This is a genomic window from Mycobacterium sp. 4D054 (assembly GCF_052245755.1).
Taxonomy (GTDB): domain Bacteria; phylum Actinomycetota; class Actinomycetes; order Mycobacteriales; family Mycobacteriaceae; genus Mycobacterium.
Genome location: NZ_JBQQCF010000065.1, coordinates 1 through 21326, shown reverse-complemented (window position 1 = coordinate 21326; position 21326 = coordinate 1). Strand labels below are relative to the sequence as shown.

Sequence of the window (21326 nt, the reverse complement as noted above, 5' to 3'; positions counted from 1 at the left end):
GACGCTAACGACCAGCGAACCTCTTGTATCAGATGAAATGAGAAAGCTGACCCGTCGGATTCTCACCCGAACTGATACACCGCAGTTCAGGACGCCGTCCATACATCAGGTCAGATGAGAACGGACAACTGCGCCGCGAACGCTGCATCGTCGAGGACCACCAGGGCCGACCGCGATTGATCTGACACTACGAACCCGAACCCCGTGGCTTCCTCGCTAGGGCCTGGACGGATCGGGAACCCACCACCCAGGCATGTACTCCACGTAACCCCACGGGGCAAGCTGATCTGGCGCTATCTCAACCACGTCGCGGACATCAATGGGCTGCTGCGGCTTGGGCCACGGCGGCTGCACACCGTAATAGGAATCAGGGTGTGGGACACCAATTCCCGGCGCGACCTGCTGATAGCCCGGCGGGAAGAGCGCACCGGAGTCGGGGTCGATCACCCGAACGTCACTCAGATCGAGGGGATACTTCGCCGGCGGAGGGGGCGGCACATACCCCAGGCCGCCCTCAGGATCTGGATACCAGAGGTTGGGACCCACCTGCTTGTAGTTCGGCGGCGCGAGCTCGCCGTCACCCACGTAGGTCAACTTGGTGACATCGAGCCAGTACCGCGGATCTTCACCGTGCGGTGGGTCCTCCCCCGGCTTGTCGGTAGGAAGGTCGGCCGGAGCCTGGGGCAACTCACCGGAGCCGTAGCTCAGCGCTCTCACCTCGCCGGCGGCCTGGCCGGACTGCTGCTGAGTCGAGGCCACCACAGACTGGGCGCGGGCGACCTGCGTCCGCAGGGCCTTGAGCACCATCATCTCCGCCGCCGGCGTGCGAGCCGATCCAGCCACCTCGGCGATCGAGCGTGTCTGGGCGACAATCGTGTCCATTTGGCGCGCCCCGCCTTCAGTGATCTGCGCCGCGCTGGCCAATCGAGCTTCCAAGGTGGAGTCGGTACGGCCGGCGGTGACCAGCTCCCGGTTCTGCTGCTGTACCACCGACGCATGCCGATCCACCAGCTGACCAGACAGGCCCGACATCTGCTGACCCGCGCCGCTGACAGATTCCGCAGCCGTCTGCAGAGGAGCTCCCGACGTCGCCACAGGCCCGGGCGTACCGAACAGCGAGCGGGCGCGTTCGACCACCGCCAGCGCCTGGGCCGCCTCAAGCTGAATGGTCACGCCACCAATTATCGGGCATGCAGAGCCCTGGTGACAGCAGGAGTCAGCCCGGCCGCGCGGCTGCCCGTCGCGATGAGTGTCGCCGCAGGGGGCCAGCTAAACACCCTGTAAACTGATAACGATGATATCAGGAGGTCATGCGCGATGGGCGATGTGCTGATCCGCGGACTGTCCGACGCGGCGATCGCGCGTATCGACGCCGACGCAGCCGCCCGCGGTCTCTCGCGCCAAGAATATCTGCGAACCAGATTCGAGACCGAAGGTTCAGTGAGCGCCCCCACGCGGACCATGACCGTCGACGATCTACGCCGCGCCGCCGCGGCGGCCACCGACCTCGACGACCCCGACATCATGGACGCCGCGTGGCGGTGACCAACTGGCTCATCGACAAATCGGCCTACACCCAACTGGTGGCCTCCCCAGACGCCCAGGCCTGGGTCGAGCGCATCGAACGCGGCCTCGTGCGCATGAGCACCGTCACCCGCCTACAGATCGGCTACTCGTTCCGCAACGGGCCGCAGGCCCGCAGCGAATCAGGCGCACCCCCGCTGGCATTGATGCCGCTCGAGTACCTAACTCCGGCCGCCGAGGACCGCGCCGTGGGCGTGCAGCTCCAGCTGGCCGACCGTGGGCTCCACCGCGCCCCGGCGATCCCGGATCTGCTGGTGGCCGCGGTCGCCGAGATGGCCGGCCTCACCGTGCTTGCCCTCGACACGGACTTCGACCTGATCGCGCAAGTCACCGGACAAGCCGTCGAACGGCTCCGCCTATGAGCACACACGTACGCAGCCGTCACCGTTCGGCAGGGAAGGCGTCGACATGACCGCACCCGAGGGCCAGCCCCCGCCGCCCACCCACATCGCCGGATACCGCGTCGAGCGGGTCCTGGCCGTCACGGCGATGGCGACGGTCTACCTGGTGCACAGTCCCACCCTGCCGCGCCGGGAAGTGCTCAAAGTGCTTCAACCCGAGCACGCCAACGGCGACCACGTACGCGCCCAGTTCCTCCACGAAGCCGACATCACCGCCGGGCTCGAACATCCCAACATCGTGCGCGTGTTCAGCCGCGGCGAGACCGACACCGGCCAACTCTGGATCGCCATGGAGTACGTCGAGGGAACCAACGCCGAGACCGCGCTGCGCGACGGACAGATGACACCCGAGCGGGCAGTCCACATCATCACCGAGGTCGCCCACGCCCTGGACTACGCGCACTCCCACGGGGTCGTGCACCAAGACATCAAACCCTCGAACTTCCTGATCGCCGCCCAGAAATTGCCGGGCGGTCTCGACCGCGTCGTGCTCACCGACTTCGGCGCCGCCCTGTCCCCCCACAGCCGCGGAACTGGCGACGGGCCCATGAGCGCCACCCTGGCCTACAGCGCGCCCGAAGTCATCACCGGGACAGCAGCTCTGGACGGACGCGCCGACGTCTACGCCCTCGCATGCACGCTCTTTCGGCTGCTGACTGGAGAACACCCCTACCCGACAGACGCCGGGGTCGGCGCCACAGTGAAAGCTCATCTGGACACCACCCCGCCCCGAGTGTCCGACCGGCTCAGCTGGGCATCACCACAACTAGACAGCGTGATCGCCAAGGCGCTGGCCAAGAATCCCGCTGACCGCTACCCCACCGCCGGCGACTTCGCGGCCGCGGCCAGCGCGGCACTCACCCTCCCGCCGCCCTCGGCTCCAGCGGCACCGCCCGCCGCTCGCGACGAGCCGCCACCCCACACTGAGCTAGGCGGGGCCGAGTCTCACGGCGCAGCAGCTGATTTCATCAGCCTGCTTCCCCACACCCGTGCCGTCTCACAACGGCGCCAGCTGCTCGCGGCACTCGCAGTCGCCGCCGTGCTCATCATCGCCCTGTCGGTGTGGCTTATCGGACGCGGCTCCGACCCGCGCGGGACCGCCCCCACGGCGGCGCCACCGACGACCACCGCGGCCCCACCCGCAGCGCTGCAAGATCTCCGGCGGCTGCTTCCGTCCGGCTATCCCGCCGAGGCATGCACCCCAGGACCATCCCCCGATGGCGCGACGGTGATCACCTGCGGACCGAACACCGACCCTGGTGGACCCCGCAGCGCCACCTACACCCTGGCCGCCGGACCCGAGGTGCTACGCACCACGTTCGACCAGCTCGTCGAATCCACGACAGTGGTCGTCTGCCCCGGCAACATCCAGTCCCCCGGCCCGTGGCGCCGCAACGACACCCCCGCCGTCACCCGCGGAACCGTGCTGTGCGGGCTGAACAATGGGCGCCCGCGCGTGGTGTGGACCAACGACGCGCAACGGCTCATCGCCGACGTGCAATCCGGTGGCCCCACCGACCCTCGGCTGGACCAGCTCTACGCCTGGTGGGGCACCCACTCGTAATCAGCCGGGCGCCGCGCCGGCATCGCGCGGCAAGCACACCCCCGACACGGGCGCAGTGCGGAGTCCCTTCCACGACGCGTGGCGCAGACCTTTGCCCGCGTGATACTCGCGGTAGGCAACTTCACCGACATACCGCGGCTTGAACCACTGGACCCCCGACATCGAGGCCCCCTCCGCCACCGGCGGCGCGGTGACCTCGGTCCCGGCCAACAGTGTGGCCAGACGGCGACGTTCGGCACCGCTAAAACCCGTGCCCACCTGACCCAACAGCACGAGGCGTCCCGCCTCATCGTGCGCGGCCAGGAGTAGGGCCCCAACCTCACCGCGACGGCCGGCGAACGCCCCCACGATCACCGCCTCCGTCGTGGCACGAACTGGGCTCTTAATCCAGTCCCGTGACCGCCCGGACCGATATGGCGAATCCAGTCGCTTACACACGATGCCCTCGTGGTGCTGATCAGCGCAGATAGCGAGCATGTCCGCAGGAGCGACATCGGTCCAGTGCCTCGGCACCGTCAGTGCTGGCGAACGCTTCACCACCATCAGTGTGTCCAACAGCTCGCGGCGCTCCCGGTAAGGCCAGTGCGTGATGTCTTCGCCGTCGATGTTCACCACATCGAAGGCGAGAAATCGCGTGGGCACCTCACGCACGAGCTGCCCGCTGGGCCGACGCTGCTGAGGCCACCGCCGCTGAAGCCGTCTAAACGACGGGCGCCCGTGTTCGTCGACGGCGACGATCTCACCGTCGAGGATCATTCGACGGCCACCGACTGCAGCTGCGACCGCGGACAACTCGGGGAAGGTTTCGGTGATGTCCGCCCCATTGCGGGACGTCACCCGCACCCGGGGATCTACAGTCAACATTCCCCGCTGGCCATCAAACTTCACTTCTACAGCAAACTGACCGCCGTGCGGGGCCTGGCCCAGCGTCGCCAACATGGGCGCAGGGGCCGCGAGGCGGTCGGGGAACAACGAAGCGCGGGTCACGCTTCGAAGGTACTCACCGGTGGCAGCGCGTCACTGTTACCTGCCGCTTCCCGTAGCAGACTGGCCTATTGATCGGGCATTACTGTTGCTCGTCAAACGCCTCCGACCGAGTGCCGAGATACTTTCCCTTCACCGGCCGGCTGTTTCGGTCGGGCGCAGGCAAGCCTCTTAAGTATCGGCGGTAAGCGGTGTCATTGGTGAGCGGGCGGCCGACGATCTCGCCATCGTCGACCTCGTAACCCACTGACAGCAAGCGCCTTTCGACAGCACCGAGCGTCAACTCTTGGTCGCCGATCTTCACGATCAACGGTTCGATGATCTGGACCTCATAGTGGTCGTCAAGACTGACCTCACGCTCCTCTAGGTTTGGCCCTACTGTCGGCGAGGATGCGTCGTCCTTGAACCGGATTGATGCCCAGTCGCCGAAGACGGTCTGACCACCGATCAGTGCCGCGGCCTCGGCTACGTCGCGAGCATCAGCGGCGCTAACAGTCGTCAAATCCGGGATAAGGACTGGCGTAGACGTCGAAGTCTGAATGACAGACAGTGCCCGCAGATAGACCATGACGTCGTCGGGGAAGGCGGCCTCATGAGAAGGGATCTCACGGTAGTCGACGAACGGGCCGACTCGCTGAGCGACCTCCAGAACGTTGCCAGTGGCGATGCTCTGGAGGAACTCGATACTGGGCAGGACTGCATCGATCTCCTCACCGACGATTCGCGCCCTGGTGAAACCCCATGTGCCGGAACGTGTTTCAAGATCCGTACGAGTGTCAAACGTCAGATAACCCGACTCATCAGTGCCCGACTCCCACACGCCGGTCTGCTCGGGGCCGGTCCTAGCCGTGATCGAGAAGGTCAATGTGGGGCTGTATGTTCCGTCGGACCCGCGGATGCGAAAACGTGCAGCATAGTCTTCGCCCTGGCTCTGAAGGAGTACCTCGGTGAGCCCCCCGGACAGCGGAGCCCCCAGACCCCCGGGCAGATCAATGTCGACCTCGGCCGGCGCACTCAACGGCGTTCCGTACTTGCGCCAACTGTCGTAAGCGTCTTCATCGAAAGCCGCATCCTCGGCTGCGAACCGCAGCCGAAATGGGATCGGGCGTTCACGCTGTGACTCGGAGAAGCGTTGGTACACACGGAAAGTAAGTGTTCTGCCGTCGGGTTGGATCTCTTGCGTGGCTGCAATCATGCCGTCACGGCGTGTAATCTCACCGGGTTCGAGGTCAATGCTGAACTCGTATCTAAAGTGTGGGTCAGTGTCGAGCACCTTGAATATCCGGTCGAGATGCGAAGAAATCTCGGCTGGTGTTACGAGCGCCACGTCATCAACGGTTCCCGTACTCAATGCTTCTCCCGCCGATACGTCGCGCCGCAGGATCGCTGACATCTCAGCGACCGCCGAGCGGAGACGATCGGCGCCACCGTGCAGGTAATAGTCGATGACGTAGGGGTATTCACCGGCCAGCGTCTCGCAAAATGCGCGCCCTTCCCACTTGATGACTCGCCCAGGGGCGTTACGCCACGCGGTAATGCGTTGCTTTTCGTCCTCGTTCAGCGCGAGCTCGGCATCCTCGAACATCTCGTTGATAACGTTATCGGGCATGGAATGAAACCAGTCGAGCTGATTGTCGACGGTATTGTCGACTGGCGCGATCAGGTACCAATCCCCCAGCGGCACGGGCGGTTCTCTGCGGACTAGACCTACCAGCACCCGCCGGAACGACTTCTCTATCTCCTTCTTTTGCGAGGCAGTGAGCGTCTTCGCGTAGCGCTTGATCTGATAGACGTCGTACTTGCCAGCTTCGCGTTTGCTCGGGTCTAGCACGTCGATGCCGAAGTCGCCACGCGATGGGCGGACCCGGGTCGAAGACCTACGCTCGCTATAAAGCAAGTTGGCCAAGACCGTCTCAGCCTCATCGCCACCAAGTTCCGACCATTCAACCCTGCCAGGCATATCACTCCTCGGTTCCCACACCCCACACAACGCGAACAGCTACGAAAGGTTCCGCCCCGGGGTTCGGCTGTCTTCAGCGGCGCCACACGTGAACGCGGTCGGTCTTGAGTGGGGCGCCTTCTGGACCCTTGACGTACGGGGCGATCCACTTCGGGCGCCGATCGGCATGGTTGGGCCCACACGCCTGCTGACGCCAATGACCGCCCACCCACCATCGGTGTCGGTACTGACGGTCACCCGGTGAACCATCGCGTTCCCCGGGCGGGCTCATGGGGCGTCGCAACTCTATGATGCTCACGCGGTTCGGGTCCGCAGCCGCACGAGAGCCTTCCTCGGTCTGCGTCGACGGTGCACTGCCGAGAACGCGCGTGGAGGCGACGGTGGGTTGGCCCATCAGGAGCCAGGCCGCCCCGACGACACTGACCAACGGTGACGCCTCAGCCGATCGGGCCACCTCAGCGGTGCGCGGCACCAACGGCTGTAGCAGCAGCGTCGGGTTGGTCACCCATAGTGGCGAAGACACCCCGTAGGGGGCGAGCAGCTCGGGGTTCTTAGCCAACCGTGACAACGGCTGAATTTGCAGCACCCCGTCGGGGCGAGACCACCACCACACCCCGTCCCACGAAACCTCGGTGGGATCGTTGGGACTCAACGCATTCCATGGCACACTTCCGGCCGGCTTTGCCCAACACAACAGCCCAGTCGGAGCCGGCGCGGCGACAGCGGGCGTCCACTCCGGAAGGGAGTCGGCGGCGTCGAGCGCGACGTCCACCATGTCGCGTGAAACCCAGTACAGCTCAGCACGTTTGATGATGTCGGCTTCGCCGCTCATCTGACTCAACGTCTCGGCCAGCTTCGCCTGCAGCCGCTTCAACCTTCGAAGGCTCTCCCCCGCAGCTCCCAGGGCCTCGGACGGTTCTGCAAGGGCGCTGGATTGGTGGTCGACAAGGCTGTCCAAAGCGTTGCACCACTGCCGGCGAATGTCAGGCAGGCCCGGTGCCGCCCACGGAGTCGCTTTGCGGCGGCTCATCGCCGGCCCGCCGTTCTAGCCGAGACCATCGGCGAACTCCATGACGGTTGCCGCCTGCTCCTCAATGAGAGAGACGAACTTCGGGACCGACTGCGTCGTCATGCGTGAGGGCAACTCCTGCGCCACCGCCCTGAGGCGGGCGCCGGCGGCCCGTAGTTCGGCCTGTTGCACCTCGCGGCTCACCGGAGACGGCGTCACATAGGTCAACACCGCCCGCAATTCGGGAAACCGGATGGCCTCCCCGCCGAGCTTCTCGTTGAACAGCCGCGCATGCGTGCCATCGGTGTGAGCCCAGCTGCGCATCTCTGATTCGAGGTAGGCGGCTATCACGTGCAGTGCCGTCGGTGTGGCGGCGGCGATGGTGGATGCCCCGGCGCGGCCGTACGTGCGGACGGTCTCGGCGAGGTCGCGAACCTCGGTGACCACCTTGGCCAGGTAATTGATATCAACTTGCACATCGAAGTCGGGCATACCAGCGATCCTAAGGGCGCGGCGCACCGCTGATCTGCAAAGATTTCCCCCACTCACACCAAGCTGTACTCCAGTCGGGGAGATGGCACTGCAGTGCCCGCGGCTGGCCCGTACCCGACACACGCCCCGGGCCTTGCCTGTGGTTCTGCCTTTCTGGCCCTCCGATTGTGGCCGGCGGTCCGCTCCGCGCAAGGCCACGGCCTCCGCTGCGCTGCGGGCCCACAGGCTCGGGGCAGCTCCCCCACAAACGTTCGCTGCGCTCACCCGGGACCTGCCCCGCCCGGACCTTTGCACTCCACGGCCCTCTACCGGCCCAAATCTCCAGTGCCAGAAGGCAAAAAGAACGGGCGGGAGATCCCACGATGAGCACCCAGGCACACCACGAGCAGGCCAGCCTCTTCAGCGCCGACACCAGCACACGCCGCCACCCCCGGCATGTGCTGTCGTATGGCCTCGGGTTAGACAGCACGGCGGTCCTACTGCGCTGGCTCACCGACCCGTCCAGCCGTGACTTCGATCTGTCCGACCTGGTGGTCATCACCGCCATGACCGGAGACGAGTTCAGTGCCACCGGGGCCGACGTCGAGCGCTACGTGCTCCCCGAGCTACGTCGCCACCGGGTCCGGTTCGTCCAGGTCGGCCGCCACCAGCTGCTCACCACCGCCGCCGGCGAGGGCATCACCACCTTCAGCGACACCACCGAACCGGACCGACTCTTCGTCGAGGGGGCCTACGCGCTGTCGACGGAGATGCTCACCGCCGGCACCCTGCCGCAGCGCGGCGGTGCCCGCAAATGCAGCGCCCGAGCCAAGGGCGCGGTCCTCGACCCGGTGATCGCCCGACTGACCGGCGGTCAGCCTTACCAGCATTACGTCGGCTTCGAGGTCGACGAGATGGGCCGCGCCGAGCGCGACGCCGCCTACAACACAGCAGCCCGAACCGGCCGCTACCCCCTGATTCAATGGGGATGGACGAGAGCTGACTGCGACACTTTTGTCTACAACCTCACGGGCCGCAGATGGCTCAAAAGTGCCTGCAGCTATTGTCCTTTCGCGCTGAGTTCGGCACGAGGCGTGCAGTCGACGCTGCAGCGTTACGCCGCTGATCCCGCAGCCGGAGCGCTGGCCCTGTTCATCGAACACGTCGCGGTCTGTATCAACGACAAGCAGACCCTGCGCCCGACTGGCCGCCTCTACGACGATGTTGCTGCTGCTGGTCTGACCGGTGTCCTTGACCTGTTCCACCGCCGCCTCGACGACACCGAGCACGCGATCTACGAAGTGCGCCGGGTGGCCAAGGTTCGCGGGACCGGAACCAGGCCGGTCATCGCCCGGTCAGTGCGTCTGCTTGATCGTGGATCTCGCGCCGAGATGGCAGCCGCATTACTGGGCATGCCCGGACAGCTGCACACCGGCAACGACGGGATCGCGCGCAGCATCGCGGTGCGCCGCGGTGAGACGCCGCCATGGGCAGAGCGGTTCTATGTCGCCTGCCCGGCCGTCGTTGCGGACAAGGCCAGACCCCACTTCGAGCGCTGGTTCGCCGAGGTGGCCGGCGATGTCGCGCTGTTCTGACACCCGCCCTCGGGCACGCCAGCTACAGCCCCAGCGGGTCCGACCAGGCCGGCTGCGCATAAGCGGTGTCGAACGGCATCGCCGGGCGCGGCCATGCGCCGGTGACCGCCCAGGTCAGCACCGGCGCCGACACCGGCCCCTGGATGGGCCGCGTCAAGGCATCGACCAGCGCACTCTCACACGACGACATCAACCCAGGCTACCGGGGCGGTGCATATCCACAGCGGAAGCGCCTGGCGGCGCTGCAGTTGATTCGCCGGCCCCTGCGGGGCCGCCGACCCACCGAAGTTTGCCTTTCTGGCCCTCCGATTGTGGCCGGCGGTCCGCTCCGCGCAAGGCCACGGCCTCCGCTGCGCTGCGGGCCCACAGGCTCGGGGCAGCTCCCCCACAAACGTTCGCTGCGCTCACCCGGGACCTGCCCCGCCCGGACCTTTGCACTCCACGGCCCTCTACCGGCCCAAATCTCCAGTGCCAGAAGGCAAAAAGAACGGGCGGCCACCGCCCACTCACCTCCGAAAGGAACCCACCATGGCTCACGAACTCGATCAGACCGCAGGCAAAGTCAGCTTCGCCGACTCGCGTACCGACGCCTGGCACCAACTCGGCCAGCAGGTTGGCCACGCTATGACCGCTCGCGAGGCTCTCCACGCCGCCCACCTGGCCAACTGGAACGTCCGCAAAATGGCGCTGGTTGTCCCCCAGGAGCCGGTGATCAGCGAAACCGGTGTCACCACACCCGCCCCGCTGGCAGTGCCCGACCAGTGGGCCACCGTGCGCACCAACCCCATTACCGGAGCCCTCGATGTGCTCGGCGTGGTCGGCAACAAGTACGAGCCGATGCAAAACGAAGCATCGTGTGACCTGCTCGACGCGCTCACCGGCGAAAGCGGTGCGGTCTACGAGACGGCCGGGGCGCTACGCGGCGGGCGCGAAACGTTCGTGACCATGAAGCTGCCCGAATCGATGGTGTTCGACGGGATCGACGGCACCAAGGACCGCACCGACTTCTACCTGGCCGCGCTGAACTCTCACGACGGGTCCAGCAAGTTCCGCTTCCTGGTGACGCCGGTGCGCATCGTGTGCGCCAACACCCAGAGCGCGGCCATCGCACGCGCGGCGGCCAGCTTCGGCATCAGCCACACCGGCGGGGCCGCCGTCGCCTTGCAGGAGGCCCGACGAGCGCTCAAGTTGAGCTGGCGCTACGTCGAAGCGTTCGAGCAGGAAGCAGCCGCCCTCTACGCCGCCCCCATGGACCTCGACCAGATGCGCCGTTTCGCCGGCGAGCTCGTCGACGTCGACGGCGCCGAGTCCAAGACCACGGCCCGCAACCGCCGCGACACCGCCAACGCGATCGTCAAACTGTGGGTGTCCAGCCCCACCGTCGCTCCGATCGCCGGGACCCGGTGGGCGGCCTACAACGCGGTCACCGAGTACGTCGACCACTACAGCAAGGTCCGCGCCGCAGGAGATCCGCAGTCGGTACGGGCCCTGCGCGCAGTCACCGGCGGCAGCACCGCTCAGACCCTGAAGACCAACGCCTTCCGGATGCTGCAAACCCTCTAACCCCCCGGGTGGTCTGGCCCGCCCCGCGCGGGCCAGACCACCCCATCCCCCACGATCCCGAAAGGAGCTGCCATGCAGGAATATCGGGCACGACAGCCACGGCTTGATCGACCCGCACCGATGCCATCGGGGAACTGCATAGGCGGAAGCGCCTGCGGCGCTGCTGAACACCAGGTCCCTACGGGCCCCGGCGCTAGTTTATTTGCCTTCTGGCTTTCGATTATGGCCGGCGGCCCGCTGCGTGCAAGGCCACGGCCTCCGCTGCGCTCCGGGCCCAAGGGCTCGCAAAATTCTTTCGAGGCTCGCTGCGCTCGCGCGAAGAATTTTGCGCCCGGACCTTTGCACTCCACGGCCCTGATGCCGGCCCAAATCTTCAGTGCCAGAAGGCAAAAAGAACGGGCGGCCACCGCCCACTCACCCCATCGATGAAAGGTCACCATCACCATGAGCGAGAACACCACCACCGTCACCGACAACGACACCAACGCACAGGTCGCGGCGGCTGGCACCCTCGAACACCTCGACCCGCACACGTTGGAGCTGGAAACCAACGTCCGCGACGACGCCGCACTCGACGCTGATTTCGTCGCCAGCATCAAAGAGCACGGCGTGCTCAACCCCATCGCAGCGGTGCGCGGACACGACGGCGTGGTGCGGGTGCGCGCCGGACAGCGACGCACCCTGGCCGCACGCGAGGCTGGTCTGACCAGCGTCCCGGTCTACGTGCGCCCAGCCGGTGCGACCGACGACAAGGCCCAGGTGGTCGAACGGGTCTCCGAGCAGATCGTGGAGAACGACCGACGCCGCGAACTCACCGAGGCCCAGCGGGCACGCGGCATCCAGCAGATGCTCGACGCCGGAGCCTCCGTGACCAAGGTCGCCAAGAAACTGTCCATCGGGCGCGACACGGTCAAATCCGTGGCCACCGCCGCCGGATCACAGGCCGCGATGGAGGCACTCGACGCGGGGCAACTGTCGCTGTCAGAGGCCGCAGTGCTCAGCGAGTTCGATGACGACCCCGACGCCATCATGCGTCTGCTCGAAGTGGCCGGAACCAACCGATTCGAGCATCGGGTCGCCGAAATCCGCCAGGACCGCGCCGCCCAACAGGCCTACCAAGAAGCTGCCGCCAGCTACACCGAGCAGGGATACACCGTGGTCGAGGACTTCCCCGCCTACGGGGACACGACGTGTGTGGAACTGCGCTACCTGCGCACCCCCGAGGGCGAGGCTGCCACCGACGAGCATGTCACCGACCCTGCACACTGGGCGGTCTGCCTGACCGAAGTCGAAGGCTACGTCGACACCGAGACCGGCGAACCGGTCGACGCCCACGACATCGACTGGCACGCTCGATTCAGTGCCACGGTTGCCGAGGGCAAGCGCGACCCCAGCTCAGTCACCGAAGTGGTTGTGTGGGAGGCAGATTGGTTGTGCACCGACTACGCCGCCGCCGGACTGGTCTTGTGCGAATCACTGGCTAAGCGCGTGGAAGCCCTCGCCCGCGAGGACAGCGACCACCACGCCGATGACTCCAGCGACCAGGACGCCGAAGCGCGGGAGGCCGCAGCAGCCGAAGCGGCGCGCCGCGAGCGGCGCAAGGTCATCGCGCTCAACAAGCTCGGCGAAGCCGCCCAGCAGGTGCGTCGCCAGTTCATCACCGGCAAGATCCTCGCCCGCAAGACCGCCCCCAAGGGTGCGGCGATGTTCGTGGCGAGCTGCCTCACCCGCGACGTGCGCCTGATCGAGGAACACCACGGCGGGCAGATCAGCGCCGAGCTGCTCGGGGCCAGCGACTCGACAGCAGTGACGAAGATGGTGGCCGAGCTGCCCGCCACCGGCGACGGACGCGCCCAGGTGATCACCCTGGCGCTGGTGCTCGGTGCACTGGAAGCCCGTACCGGCAAGGACGCCTGGCGAGGGAGCGGCTGGGGCCACTACGTCGGAGCCGCCGAGCTGCTGCGCTTCCTGGCCGACAACGGCTACCCGCTGGCTGACATTGAGCGCGTCATCCTCGGCGAGCAAACCGCTGATGCACTCTATGACTCGCTGACCGAGCAGTCCGAGCCCGCCGAGGACGACTAGCCCCCGCGTCGGGAGGTGGGGCCGGTCAGCGCCGGTCCCACCTCCCGCTCGGGACCGCCATCAGCAGGACCATGGTCGCGCATTTCATCCACGAGATCGACATCGCCGCGACCAGTGCAGCGGAAGCGCCTGACGGCGCTACTGAATTATTTTTCTGACCGCTTTCTCTTTTATCAATTGTGGCCGGCGGCCCGCTCCGCGCAAGGCCACGGATACGGCCTAACGGCCCGGAAACTTTTCCACGAATCCGCTCGCAAAAGACGCTCACGGGGAAAACTTTCCGTCCGGACCTGTGCACTGCGCTGGGCCCTACGCCGGCCATGACATTGATGCGAGAAAGCGCCAAAGAACAGGCAGCACCAAAGCTGAACAGGAGTGTGCGAACGCATGTTACGACCGATTCGAGGGTCAGATACCGGCCAGAGCCATACCGGCCGAACGGGTTGCCTTCAGCGTAATTACGCGCTGATTTTCGACCGGTCAAAAAAGGTCACAGCTTACCCACAAATAGCCCGATAAATGTTGCCTGACACGCCGAAATGCCGATATAATCGAAATAGATAACAGCAATTCGTGACAACCCTTAAGGAGTGAGAAATGACCGCCATCACCGTCTACACAAAGCCCGCCTGTGTGCAATGCAACGCGACCTTCCGAGCATTGGACAAAGCAGGTGTGGATTACGCGAAAGTCGACATCACCGTCGACAGCGACGCTCGCGACTACGTGATGGGACTGGGCTACCTGCAGGCCCCCGTCGTGGTGGCCGGCGGACAGCACTGGTCCGGTTTCCGGCCCGACCGCATAGCTGAGGTCAGCAAAGCCCGCCCGCTGAGCGCCTGATCACCTTTGACCACGACAGGAGACCCACGATGTACCAGCTATCCATCGACCACCAAGGCCGGTCGGTCACCACCACCGACCACCCCGACCGCGACGACGCTCACCGCAGCCTCATCAACTACGTCATCGGCGCCGACTACTACCTGCGCCCGCTGCCCACGCACCCCGACACCACCCGCTACGAGCTGCTCGCCCTGGCCGAACCAGACAGCCGCGCCACCAGGCCGCACCACACGGGACACGCCACCATCGCCCCGGCCGGTCACCAAGCCAGCGAGACCGCCACCTACCACGCCGCCGTCGCCGCGCAGCGATGGATCACCGACCACCACGACACCTGGCACCACGGAGCCGACACCGACCCCGGAGCGCGCTACCCGCTGGCGGTCCTCACCGCCGCCCGCGCCGAAGGCCACTGCTGGTTCACCGCTGGCACACTCTGGCGCGAAGCCGCGCAGCTGGCCGGAGTCGAGCTGCCCACCGCACCCGATCAGCATGTCCTGGAGACACTGCGCCACCACGCCCTGAGCCAGGCCGGTACCCACCCCAGCCCCGCCGAGCTGGCCGCCGCCGTGCACGCCGCTTTGCCCACCGCCACCACCACCGACCAGGCCAGCGCCCTGACCTGGTGGTATGCCCTGCTGATCTGGGGGGCCACCGCATCATGACCGCCGCGCACCGCGCCCCACTGCACGTCGTCCCCGACAACGACACCGACCGGGCGGCCACCGAAGACTTCGAGCTCAGCGCCGAACCGAGCGGCGAAACCATCGCCGCACGCTGGGAGCCGGAAAATCAGCTCCTCGGAGCCCTGCTGTGGATGCCCTACACCCGAGCGCGCACGTTCTGCGACCTCATCCCCGACACCGCCATCTGGCGGCCCATGAACCGCTGGGTCTACGAGATCATCCGCCGCGTCACCGACGCCCGCCGCGACCCCGATCCGGTCACCGTATTGGCCTACGGTCGCCAACACGCCGCCACCCAGTCGCTGGACCCCACTCGCCCCCCGACCGCCGGCCAACACCACCGACTGGCCCTGCATCTGGCCGACCTCTACACCCACACCGTCAGCGCCGCCGCAGCAGCCAACCACGCGCGCGACGTGCTCGACGAGGCGTACCGCCGTGCGGTGCGCGAACACGGAATCCGCATGCAGCAGATGGCCGACAGTGGCGCCGACCGTGCCGACCTCACCACCCACATCAGCACCGCCCGCGACGACCTTGCCGAACTGTGGCGACGCGCCGAAGCGGCCGCCCAGCCCGGATGGGACCAGCCGTGATGAGCCCCGGCCGTACCTCCACCCCGGTCAGCGTCGATCTGCGCATCGCTGCCCGCGCTGGCCAAGCGGTCCAATCCTGCACCGCCCAGGACCACGGCCAATCCGCCCGCACCGCGCACGCCTGGATCGACACCCTGCACAACCGCGCCCGCCGCGCTGCCGAGCGGCAACGCACGCGGTCGCAGCGCTGAGCCTGCGCCCGAACCTGGGTTGTCAGCGGTCGCGCCCACAATGATTCGCAGCACCCCACCAGGAAGAAAGGGACTCGCGATGCGGCCCACCCGAGCAGCAACACTGACCGCCCTCGCCGGGGCCCTCATCCCCATCACCAGCCTGTTCGCACCCGCGCTCAGCCATGCCGGCGCCTACACCGTCGCCGCCGGCGACGAGATCGCCGTGCACTCGAACACCGGGTCCACCACCTGCACGCTGGGCTACACCTACACCGCCGGGGCCACCACCTATGGGGTCACCGCCGGCCACTGCACTCGAGGTGGCGGCTCCGCAGTATCCGACCACGACAGCGGGGCCACCGGCGCCGTCGCCGTCGCCGTCAACGACCCCGATCCGCTTTTCGACGACTTCGCGCTGATCAACTTCGGCACCAGCCGATCGGTGTCCACGATCAACGGCATGCCTGTCAGCGGCATGGGTGTTCCAGATCCCGCAATCACCGTGTGTCGCAGCGGAATCCGCACCAAGACTGTCTGTGGACAGCTCGACGGGCGGCTACTCGGCTACCAATACAGCGTGACCGGGATGCCCGAAAGCATCCCCGGCGACTCCGGAGCGCCCGTGTGGCAGCCCGCCAGCGACGGCACCGCCACCATCGTCGGCATCTGGCTAGGCGAGCACCACACCCACAGCGGCACCCGCACCGGCCGCTTCACCAGCCTGACCGAATCGCTAACCGATCTGGTCGTCGCCGGCCTGCAGCGCTGACCCCGGGAGCGGGCCGGTGCCCGTGTGCACTGGGAAAGCCGGCGCGCAGCGCCGCCCACATCTATCCACCAAACCCGCGCGCTGGGCTGAGAAACAACCCCGGTCCATTCTCGCCACCGTGCCGATTGCGCGAAATACCGCCTCGCAGAACCCGTTCGGGGTGAAGGCACTTATAGTGCCAGCCACTGACGGCCCGTCACCTCGCCCGCGCCCCACCGGTCAAGCGGCGCCCGGAGGCGCCGATGCCCGCCTGCGGCGGGCGTGGTCCGTAGCCCCTCACCTTTAACCGTTCAGCTGGGTCGCCCAGTGTGACCGACGAGGCCCCGTCACGCGCAACCCACACCCGCGCCGAACTCCGCAGGCCGAGTGACCTTTTCGGCCCAACGCCAGCTCGCCAGGGCGCTGCGCGCCGGCTCGCGCGGGCCGAAAACCCTGCTCCGCTCGTCACGGCCTCTTCGAGGTTGCGCGCGCCACCCCGCCGGTCCCCCGCACCCCCAGCGCTAACCGGCGCACCCAACCCGTACACGAACGGAGAACAACCATGACCAAGATCGCCATCCCCGAGTCGCACATCGGCATCCCCGCCGGAGCGATCTCCCAGGCCTACGTACGACTGCGCGGCGCCCAACAGCCCGACATCAGCGTCCATCACGCCCACACCGACATCGCCCGCGTCACCCTCACCTGGGGACGCATCCTGTTCACCTTCTTCAACACCCAAGCAGCCCAGGGCGTGCTGGAAGCCTTCGGAGCCGCCCGCCAGGCGCTGGCCGGGCTCCCCGACAACCTCGCCCCGAGCGACCAACAGCCCTACGACGGGCCCGCCATCGGCGTCGACTGGACCCGACGCCCGCCCTACGCCGTCACCCGCCGCGAAGCCCTCACCCCGGACAAGCGACGCACCATCCGCTGGGTCGAGGTTTACATGCGGCCCGTGACATTCCAGATCGTCGACCTCGCCGCCTACCGCAGCGCTGTCGAGGTCCTCCAACTCGCCCACAAAACAGCCGCCGCCGTCTGCCTCGACGGAGACCAACACCGCTTCGATCCCACCGACGCCAGCTACCGCCCGACCCGGTGATCCACAGGGGCCGCACTTATCCACAACCGGGAGTGCGGCCCCTCCCGCCACCGCCTCCTGGCGGCGATCATCGGAACATGACCATCACCTGGGCAGTGACCAGCAGCGGCCACCGCAGCGAGCAGACCATCATCGGTCTCGGCGACAACCCCGCCCACGCACGCATCCGGCTCACGGCCGCCACCGCGGCCCTGATCGCCCGCGCCGGCGATGACGAATGGCCGCGCTACACACTGCACCTCGGAGCCGACATCGCCGCCATCATCCAGACCGGCGACGGCGTCGACGGCAGCCCCGACCACGCCGCCACCGCCGAGCTCCTCGCCGGCCTGCACCACGACAGCCCCAACCCCTTCACGCCGTAACCCCCGTACACCACACCGGCGCGGTGTGGTGTCTTCGCGGTGCGCGGTCGCCGGCGCACTAGGTGCGACCGGCGGATGCCCGCCTGCGGCGGGCGTGGTCCGTAGCCCCTCACCTTTAACCGTTCAGCTGGGTCGCCCAGTGTGACCGACGAGGCCCCGTCACGCGCAACCCACACCCGCGCCGAACTCCGCAGGCCGAGTGACCTTTTCGGCCCAACGCCAGCTCGCCAGGGCGCTGCGCGCCGGCTCGCGCGGGCCGAAAACCCTGCTCCGCTCGTCACGGCCTCTTCGAGGTTGCGCGCGCCACCCCGCCGGTCCCCCGCAACCCCAGCGCTAACCGGCGCACCCAACCCGTACACGAACGGAGAACAACCATGACCACCCACACCGACCTCCTCGCCGGCGGCCGCCACACCTACTGGCTGGGCGAACGCCTCGCCGCCATCGCCACCGACCTGCTCTACTTCGTCGAACCCGGCCACGAGGAACTGCACCCCGACGGCATCCCCGACGGGCTGACCATCACCGCCCACCGCCGCAACCACACCTGGGGCTCCACCGCCCAGGTCTGGGCCCGAGACCCCCAGGCAGTCCTGCAGGCCAGCGCCGAATCCAGCGCCGCACACCCCGACCTCGGCCGCTCCATCTCCGCACGCACCCGCCACTTCCGCGGCGGCGGCCTGCTCTGGACCCACACCGCACCTGTCGTCACCGATGAACCGATCAACCCGCTGGACCCCTGGAGCTACGCCGCTGTTGGCCGCCACCTCTACCAGCTGCGCCCCGAATACCGCCTCGACGGCGCACCCCTATGGCAGCTCCGCACCGACGACCTCGACACCGAACATCCCCGCTTCGCCGGCATCGACTCCGCCACCACACACATCGCCGAGTTCCTCGAACCCGCACCCGCACCGTCCCGGCGGCGCCGCGGCACCCGCAGCGCCTGACATCCACACCACGCCGGCGGCCGCCAACCCACCGCGGCCGCCGGCACCTCCCCTCCCACACCACCGAAAGGACCCCACAATGAGCGAGCACGCCACCACCCCCGCAGGCGAGACGACACCCCTGCGACGCGACGGAAACGCCAACTACTACAACCAGATTGACCCGCCAGCAGCACATTTCATCGAACAGACCGTGGCAGTGCACCTACGGCTCTCCGACGACGGCACCCGCTGGATCGTCGACGGCCCCAGCGTCGACGGCCACCCGCTCGACAGCACCTACCGCGATCTAAGCGCCACCAACTCCGAATGCGCCTGCAGCCAGCCCAAGGAATGCGCCCGGCTCCGCGACCACGCCGACAATCTGCCGCTACCCACCGGCGCCGAACTGCTCACGATGCTCGCCGCCGCCCTCGACGCACCCGCCGAGCTCATCACCGCCGAACAAGCCAGCAGCTGGGCCGGGCGCACCCTCACCGCCGACGAGGTCGACCGCCTCTCCGAAGCGATCCCGCACTCCTCGATCCCCGACGCCATCGACACCATCGCCGCCAGCTGGGACTAAAACTCAGCAGCACGGGCCCGGTCACCCACCGCAGGGTGACCGGGCCCCCCTTTTCCTCCGGTCCTAGCCGCCCGCAGCAGCCCTCCGGGGCGCTTGGCGAACGTCCGATATCCGTAACCCCTCACCTATCTACCTGTCAGCAGCCGCCCAGCCTGACCGCAGGACCCCGAGCCGGCTCAACCCACACCCGCGCCGAACTGCACAGGCCGAGTGACCTTTTCGGCCCTGCCAACTCGCCGAAGGCGCTGGCGCGCCCGGCTCGCGCACGCCGAAAACCCTGCTCCGTCCCGGCGCGGCCTCTGCGGGGTTGACCCGCCCCACCCCACGGTCCATGACGCGGCCGCACTGACCGGCGCACCGCCGGTCACCAACAGTGAGGACCCACCATGTTTGACCCCTTCGACAAGATCGCCGTACCCACCACCGCCGGCACCTACGTCATCGCCCTGTACTACGACATCGACGCCGCCGCACCCGATTACAGCGACGACGGCGGATTCGTCTACCTCGGCACCGCCCGTACCATCAGCGCTCAACTCGGCGACGCCGCCCACGACGTCGCCGCCCTGCTGCGCCAGCACACCGCCGCCAATGACTCCCTCAACGACCATGAGTACCGGTCCGCGGCCGCCCTCTGCCGCTACCTGTGGCTGACCCACGGACTCACCGGCATCCTGGAAGTCACCCGCAGCGGCGACCGCTACGGCACCGCCGAGCCCAGCGCCGACCGCTACCGCAGCATCGACGGTCTGGCCTGGGCCCCCGCCGACGCGACAACACCCCTGGACTACACACGTGGCACCGTGGCCGCCTACGACGCCTGGGCCAACGGCGAGGTCTACGGCTACACCGTCGTCGCCCCCGACTGCCGAGACGTCGCCTCCTGCTGGGACTTTTACGCCGACCCCGACGAGCCGATCACCGCTGACGCTCCCCCCGGCCTGGCCACCATGGTCGCCCAGGCGCGCGAGGAGATCGACCACGACGTCGAAGCACGCACCGCCCAGGCCAACACCATCGGGTCCGGATTCATCGGGCTCATCTAAAAACACTGTCCCGGCGAGCCGGCCACCGCGACATCCACCGGTGGCCGGCCGCCCTACAGCGACCCACCGCCCACTGGCGGCCGCCCTGGCGGGCGCCGGATGCCCGCCTGCGGCGGGCGTGGGTTGGGTAGCTACTCACCTTTAACCGTCAGCAGGGGTCGCAGCCTAATCGGCCGGGGGCCCGACCGGTCAACCCACACCGACGCCGAACTACGCAGGCCGAGTGACCTTTTCGGCCCTATCAAGCTCGCTGCCGCTCGCGGGCCGAAAACCCTGCTCCGTCCAACGTCGGCTCTTCGGGGTTGACCGCCCACCCTCACCCGATTGACCGCTCCCCAGCGCTGACCGGCGCACCACTCACCACGAGAAACGGGAGAACAACCATGGACCACGCATTCGAACTCGCCTTCGACCTTCTCGCCGAAGCCGCCGACCGCATCCAGCACCAGCAGTACGGCATCACCCGAAACCTGCACCACAACCACGGACCGATCCAGCTGACCACCGTCCACGAGTACAGCCCCGAACGGGGACACCACCTCGTCCTGCTCGCCAACGACGACTACGGACTCCTGGCCGCCATCGAGGCCACCGCACCCGACCTTGACACCACCCCCGACACCCGCATCCAGAAAGTCCGGGCCGGCGACCTGACCTTCCACGCCGTGCCCGGCACCTGGTCCTACCGCGCCACCGGCGCCCACACCTACACCCTGACCGCCGGAGTCGGCGACGAGCCGATGTGGACCCTCACCATCGACCACGCACCCCTGGCCCTGGCCTACGACGACCTCCACCAGGCCATCGACGACGTGCTCACCACCGAACCCGTCGCCGCCTAACCGATCCCGGCCGGGCCCGCCACCACCAGGCGGTGGGCCCGGCCCCATCCACCCACTCACCACGGAAAGGACTCTCAATGAAGAAGTCAAGCCGCGGCGGTGACCGGGGGTGAATCAGGTTGCCAGGTCCGGTTGTCACGGATGAGGGCGTAGAGAACGTTGGTGCGCCGTCGCGCCAGGCAGATGGTGGC

At 67.4% G+C, this 21326-nt stretch carries 23 protein-coding genes; 17 read left to right on the top strand and 6 right to left on the bottom strand.

Annotated elements, in window-relative coordinates:
- Nucleotides 1–216 precede the first annotated feature (216 nt).
- Nucleotides 217–1173 carry a DUF4226 domain-containing protein gene (locus ACTWP6_RS27565; RefSeq protein ID WP_239342831.1) on the bottom strand — a complete coding sequence of 319 codons (957 nt, stop codon included), beginning with the start codon at nucleotides 1171–1173 and terminating at the stop codon, nucleotides 217–219.
- A gap of 144 nt (nucleotides 1174–1317) precedes the next feature.
- Between ACTWP6_RS27565 and vapB the strand changes: the two genes are divergently transcribed.
- The 3 genes from vapB to ACTWP6_RS27550 are packed head-to-tail and all read left to right on the top strand — an operon-like array spanning nucleotide 1318 to nucleotide 3549.
- A complete protein-coding gene (vapB, locus tag ACTWP6_RS27560; RefSeq protein WP_048471216.1) occupies nucleotides 1318–1545 on the top strand; it encodes a type II toxin-antitoxin system VapB family antitoxin in 228 nt (75 codons plus the stop codon).
- Nucleotides 1536–1946, top strand: coding sequence for a PIN domain-containing protein (locus tag ACTWP6_RS27555; protein ID WP_011767768.1), 411 nt, complete (start codon nucleotides 1536–1538; stop codon nucleotides 1944–1946). The genes vapB and ACTWP6_RS27555 overlap by 10 nt, the downstream gene beginning before the upstream one ends.
- Nucleotides 1947–1992: 46 nt before the next feature.
- A complete protein-coding gene (locus ACTWP6_RS27550) occupies nucleotides 1993–3549 on the top strand; it encodes a serine/threonine-protein kinase (protein WP_239342832.1) in 1557 nt (518 codons plus the stop codon).
- Here the strand turns inward: ACTWP6_RS27550 and ligD are convergent, their stop codons facing one another.
- The 4 genes from ligD to ACTWP6_RS27530 form a co-directional block, all read right to left on the bottom strand.
- Nucleotides 3550–4536: a non-homologous end-joining DNA ligase gene (gene ligD, locus ACTWP6_RS27545; RefSeq protein ID WP_374207106.1), complete on the bottom strand. Its 987-nt coding sequence runs from the start codon at nucleotides 4534–4536 to the stop codon at nucleotides 3550–3552.
- A 79-nt stretch (nucleotides 4537–4615) separates the two neighbouring features.
- Nucleotides 4616–6493, bottom strand: a complete 1878-nt coding sequence (locus ACTWP6_RS27540) for a hypothetical protein (RefSeq protein WP_239342834.1) — start codon at nucleotides 6491–6493, stop codon at nucleotides 4616–4618.
- A 73-nt stretch (nucleotides 6494–6566) separates the two neighbouring features.
- Nucleotides 6567–7367 carry a hypothetical protein gene (locus ACTWP6_RS27535; RefSeq protein ID WP_239342835.1) on the bottom strand — a complete coding sequence of 267 codons (801 nt, stop codon included), beginning with the start codon at nucleotides 7365–7367 and terminating at the stop codon, nucleotides 6567–6569.
- A 171-nt stretch (nucleotides 7368–7538) separates the two neighbouring features.
- Nucleotides 7539–7994, bottom strand: coding sequence for a hypothetical protein (locus ACTWP6_RS27530; protein ID WP_006247573.1), 456 nt, complete (start codon nucleotides 7992–7994; stop codon nucleotides 7539–7541).
- A 362-nt stretch (nucleotides 7995–8356) separates the two neighbouring features.
- Between ACTWP6_RS27530 and ACTWP6_RS27525 the strand changes: the two genes are divergently transcribed.
- A complete protein-coding gene (locus ACTWP6_RS27525; RefSeq protein ID WP_239342836.1) occupies nucleotides 8357–9568 on the top strand; it encodes a hypothetical protein in 1212 nt (403 codons plus the stop codon).
- Between the two features lie 22 nt (nucleotides 9569–9590).
- Here the strand turns inward: ACTWP6_RS27525 and ACTWP6_RS27520 are convergent, their stop codons facing one another.
- Nucleotides 9591–9758, bottom strand: a complete 168-nt coding sequence (locus ACTWP6_RS27520) for a hypothetical protein (RefSeq protein WP_239342838.1) — start codon at nucleotides 9756–9758, stop codon at nucleotides 9591–9593.
- 338 nt (nucleotides 9759–10096) lie between these two features.
- On the opposite strand from ACTWP6_RS27520, the gene ACTWP6_RS27515 reads away from it, so the two are divergent.
- The 13 genes from ACTWP6_RS27515 to ACTWP6_RS27455 all read left to right on the top strand — a co-directional run bounded on the left by ACTWP6_RS27515 (nucleotide 10097) and on the right by ACTWP6_RS27455 (nucleotide 21135).
- Nucleotides 10097–11131, top strand: a complete 1035-nt coding sequence (locus ACTWP6_RS27515; RefSeq protein WP_013470240.1) for a DUF932 domain-containing protein — start codon at nucleotides 10097–10099, stop codon at nucleotides 11129–11131.
- A 444-nt stretch (nucleotides 11132–11575) separates the two neighbouring features.
- Entirely contained in the window at nucleotides 11576–13216 is a 1641-nt protein-coding gene (locus ACTWP6_RS27510) for a ParB/RepB/Spo0J family partition protein (RefSeq protein WP_239342841.1), read from the top strand.
- 597 nt (nucleotides 13217–13813) lie between these two features.
- Nucleotides 13814–14059 carry a glutaredoxin-like protein NrdH gene (nrdH, locus tag ACTWP6_RS27505; protein WP_239342842.1) on the top strand — a complete coding sequence of 82 codons (246 nt, stop codon included), beginning with the start codon at nucleotides 13814–13816 and terminating at the stop codon, nucleotides 14057–14059.
- Nucleotides 14060–14088: 29 nt separating this feature from the next.
- Nucleotides 14089–14727: a hypothetical protein gene (locus tag ACTWP6_RS27500; protein WP_163680988.1), complete on the top strand. Its 639-nt coding sequence runs from the start codon at nucleotides 14089–14091 to the stop codon at nucleotides 14725–14727.
- A complete protein-coding gene (locus tag ACTWP6_RS27495; protein ID WP_006247566.1) occupies nucleotides 14724–15344 on the top strand; it encodes a hypothetical protein in 621 nt (206 codons plus the stop codon). Before ACTWP6_RS27500 ends, ACTWP6_RS27495 begins: the two co-directional genes overlap by 4 nt.
- Entirely contained in the window at nucleotides 15344–15535 is a 192-nt protein-coding gene (locus ACTWP6_RS27490) for a hypothetical protein (RefSeq protein ID WP_048424167.1), read from the top strand. Before ACTWP6_RS27495 ends, ACTWP6_RS27490 begins: the two co-directional genes overlap by 1 nt.
- Nucleotides 15536–15614: 79 nt before the next feature.
- The gene (locus ACTWP6_RS27485; protein ID WP_163680986.1) at nucleotides 15615–16286 is read left to right on the top strand and encodes a hypothetical protein; all 672 of its coding nucleotides are present in this window, start codon (nucleotides 15615–15617) and stop codon (nucleotides 16284–16286) included.
- A gap of 541 nt (nucleotides 16287–16827) precedes the next feature.
- Nucleotides 16828–17367 carry a hypothetical protein gene (locus ACTWP6_RS27480; protein WP_239342843.1) on the top strand — a complete coding sequence of 180 codons (540 nt, stop codon included), beginning with the start codon at nucleotides 16828–16830 and terminating at the stop codon, nucleotides 17365–17367.
- 77 nt (nucleotides 17368–17444) lie between these two features.
- Complete coding sequence (locus ACTWP6_RS27475; RefSeq protein ID WP_239342844.1) at nucleotides 17445–17732, top strand: hypothetical protein; 288 nt, start codon at nucleotides 17445–17447, stop codon at nucleotides 17730–17732.
- A 374-nt stretch (nucleotides 17733–18106) separates the two neighbouring features.
- Nucleotides 18107–18682 (top strand): hypothetical protein, encoded by a 576-nt coding sequence (locus ACTWP6_RS27470; RefSeq protein ID WP_163886457.1) that lies wholly within the window; start codon nucleotides 18107–18109, stop codon nucleotides 18680–18682.
- A 79-nt stretch (nucleotides 18683–18761) separates the two neighbouring features.
- The gene (locus ACTWP6_RS27465) at nucleotides 18762–19247 is read left to right on the top strand and encodes a hypothetical protein (protein WP_163886458.1); all 486 of its coding nucleotides are present in this window, start codon (nucleotides 18762–18764) and stop codon (nucleotides 19245–19247) included.
- Between the two features lie 386 nt (nucleotides 19248–19633).
- Nucleotides 19634–20293, top strand: a complete 660-nt coding sequence (locus ACTWP6_RS27460) for a hypothetical protein (RefSeq protein WP_163680976.1) — start codon at nucleotides 19634–19636, stop codon at nucleotides 20291–20293.
- A gap of 383 nt (nucleotides 20294–20676) precedes the next feature.
- The gene (locus ACTWP6_RS27455) at nucleotides 20677–21135 is read left to right on the top strand and encodes a hypothetical protein (protein ID WP_443189362.1); all 459 of its coding nucleotides are present in this window, start codon (nucleotides 20677–20679) and stop codon (nucleotides 21133–21135) included.
- Nucleotides 21136–21326 lie beyond the last annotated feature (191 nt).

Coding starts and splice junctions, on each gene's coding strand:
- ACTWP6_RS27540 (WP_239342834.1), bottom strand. CDS start 6,493: ATGCCTGGCAGGGTTGAATGGTCGGAACTTGGTGGCGATGAGGCTGAG.
- ACTWP6_RS27455 (WP_443189362.1), top strand. CDS start 20,677: ATGGACCACGCATTCGAACTCGCCTTCGACCTTCTCGCCGAAGCCGCC.
- vapB (WP_048471216.1), top strand. CDS start 1,318: ATGGGCGATGTGCTGATCCGCGGACTGTCCGACGCGGCGATCGCGCGT.
- ACTWP6_RS27460 (WP_163680976.1), top strand. CDS start 19,634: ATGTTTGACCCCTTCGACAAGATCGCCGTACCCACCACCGCCGGCACC.
- ACTWP6_RS27530 (WP_006247573.1), bottom strand. CDS start 7,994: ATGCCCGACTTCGATGTGCAAGTTGATATCAATTACCTGGCCAAGGTG.
- ACTWP6_RS27525 (WP_239342836.1), top strand. CDS start 8,357: ATGAGCACCCAGGCACACCACGAGCAGGCCAGCCTCTTCAGCGCCGAC.
- ACTWP6_RS27515 (WP_013470240.1), top strand. CDS start 10,097: ATGGCTCACGAACTCGATCAGACCGCAGGCAAAGTCAGCTTCGCCGAC.
- ACTWP6_RS27495 (WP_006247566.1), top strand. CDS start 14,724: ATGACCGCCGCGCACCGCGCCCCACTGCACGTCGTCCCCGACAACGAC.
- ACTWP6_RS27475 (WP_239342844.1), top strand. CDS start 17,445: ATGACCATCACCTGGGCAGTGACCAGCAGCGGCCACCGCAGCGAGCAG.
- ACTWP6_RS27465 (WP_163886458.1), top strand. CDS start 18,762: ATGAGCGAGCACGCCACCACCCCCGCAGGCGAGACGACACCCCTGCGA.
- ACTWP6_RS27480 (WP_239342843.1), top strand. CDS start 16,828: ATGACCAAGATCGCCATCCCCGAGTCGCACATCGGCATCCCCGCCGGA.
- ACTWP6_RS27470 (WP_163886457.1), top strand. CDS start 18,107: ATGACCACCCACACCGACCTCCTCGCCGGCGGCCGCCACACCTACTGG.
- ACTWP6_RS27510 (WP_239342841.1), top strand. CDS start 11,576: ATGAGCGAGAACACCACCACCGTCACCGACAACGACACCAACGCACAG.
- ACTWP6_RS27500 (WP_163680988.1), top strand. CDS start 14,089: ATGTACCAGCTATCCATCGACCACCAAGGCCGGTCGGTCACCACCACC.
- ACTWP6_RS27520 (WP_239342838.1), bottom strand. CDS start 9,758: ATGTCGTCGTGTGAGAGTGCGCTGGTCGATGCCTTGACGCGGCCCATC.
- ACTWP6_RS27485 (WP_163680986.1), top strand. CDS start 15,615: ATGCGGCCCACCCGAGCAGCAACACTGACCGCCCTCGCCGGGGCCCTC.
- ACTWP6_RS27550 (WP_239342832.1), top strand. CDS start 1,993: ATGACCGCACCCGAGGGCCAGCCCCCGCCGCCCACCCACATCGCCGGA.
- nrdH (WP_239342842.1), top strand. CDS start 13,814: ATGACCGCCATCACCGTCTACACAAAGCCCGCCTGTGTGCAATGCAAC.
- ACTWP6_RS27490 (WP_048424167.1), top strand. CDS start 15,344: ATGAGCCCCGGCCGTACCTCCACCCCGGTCAGCGTCGATCTGCGCATC.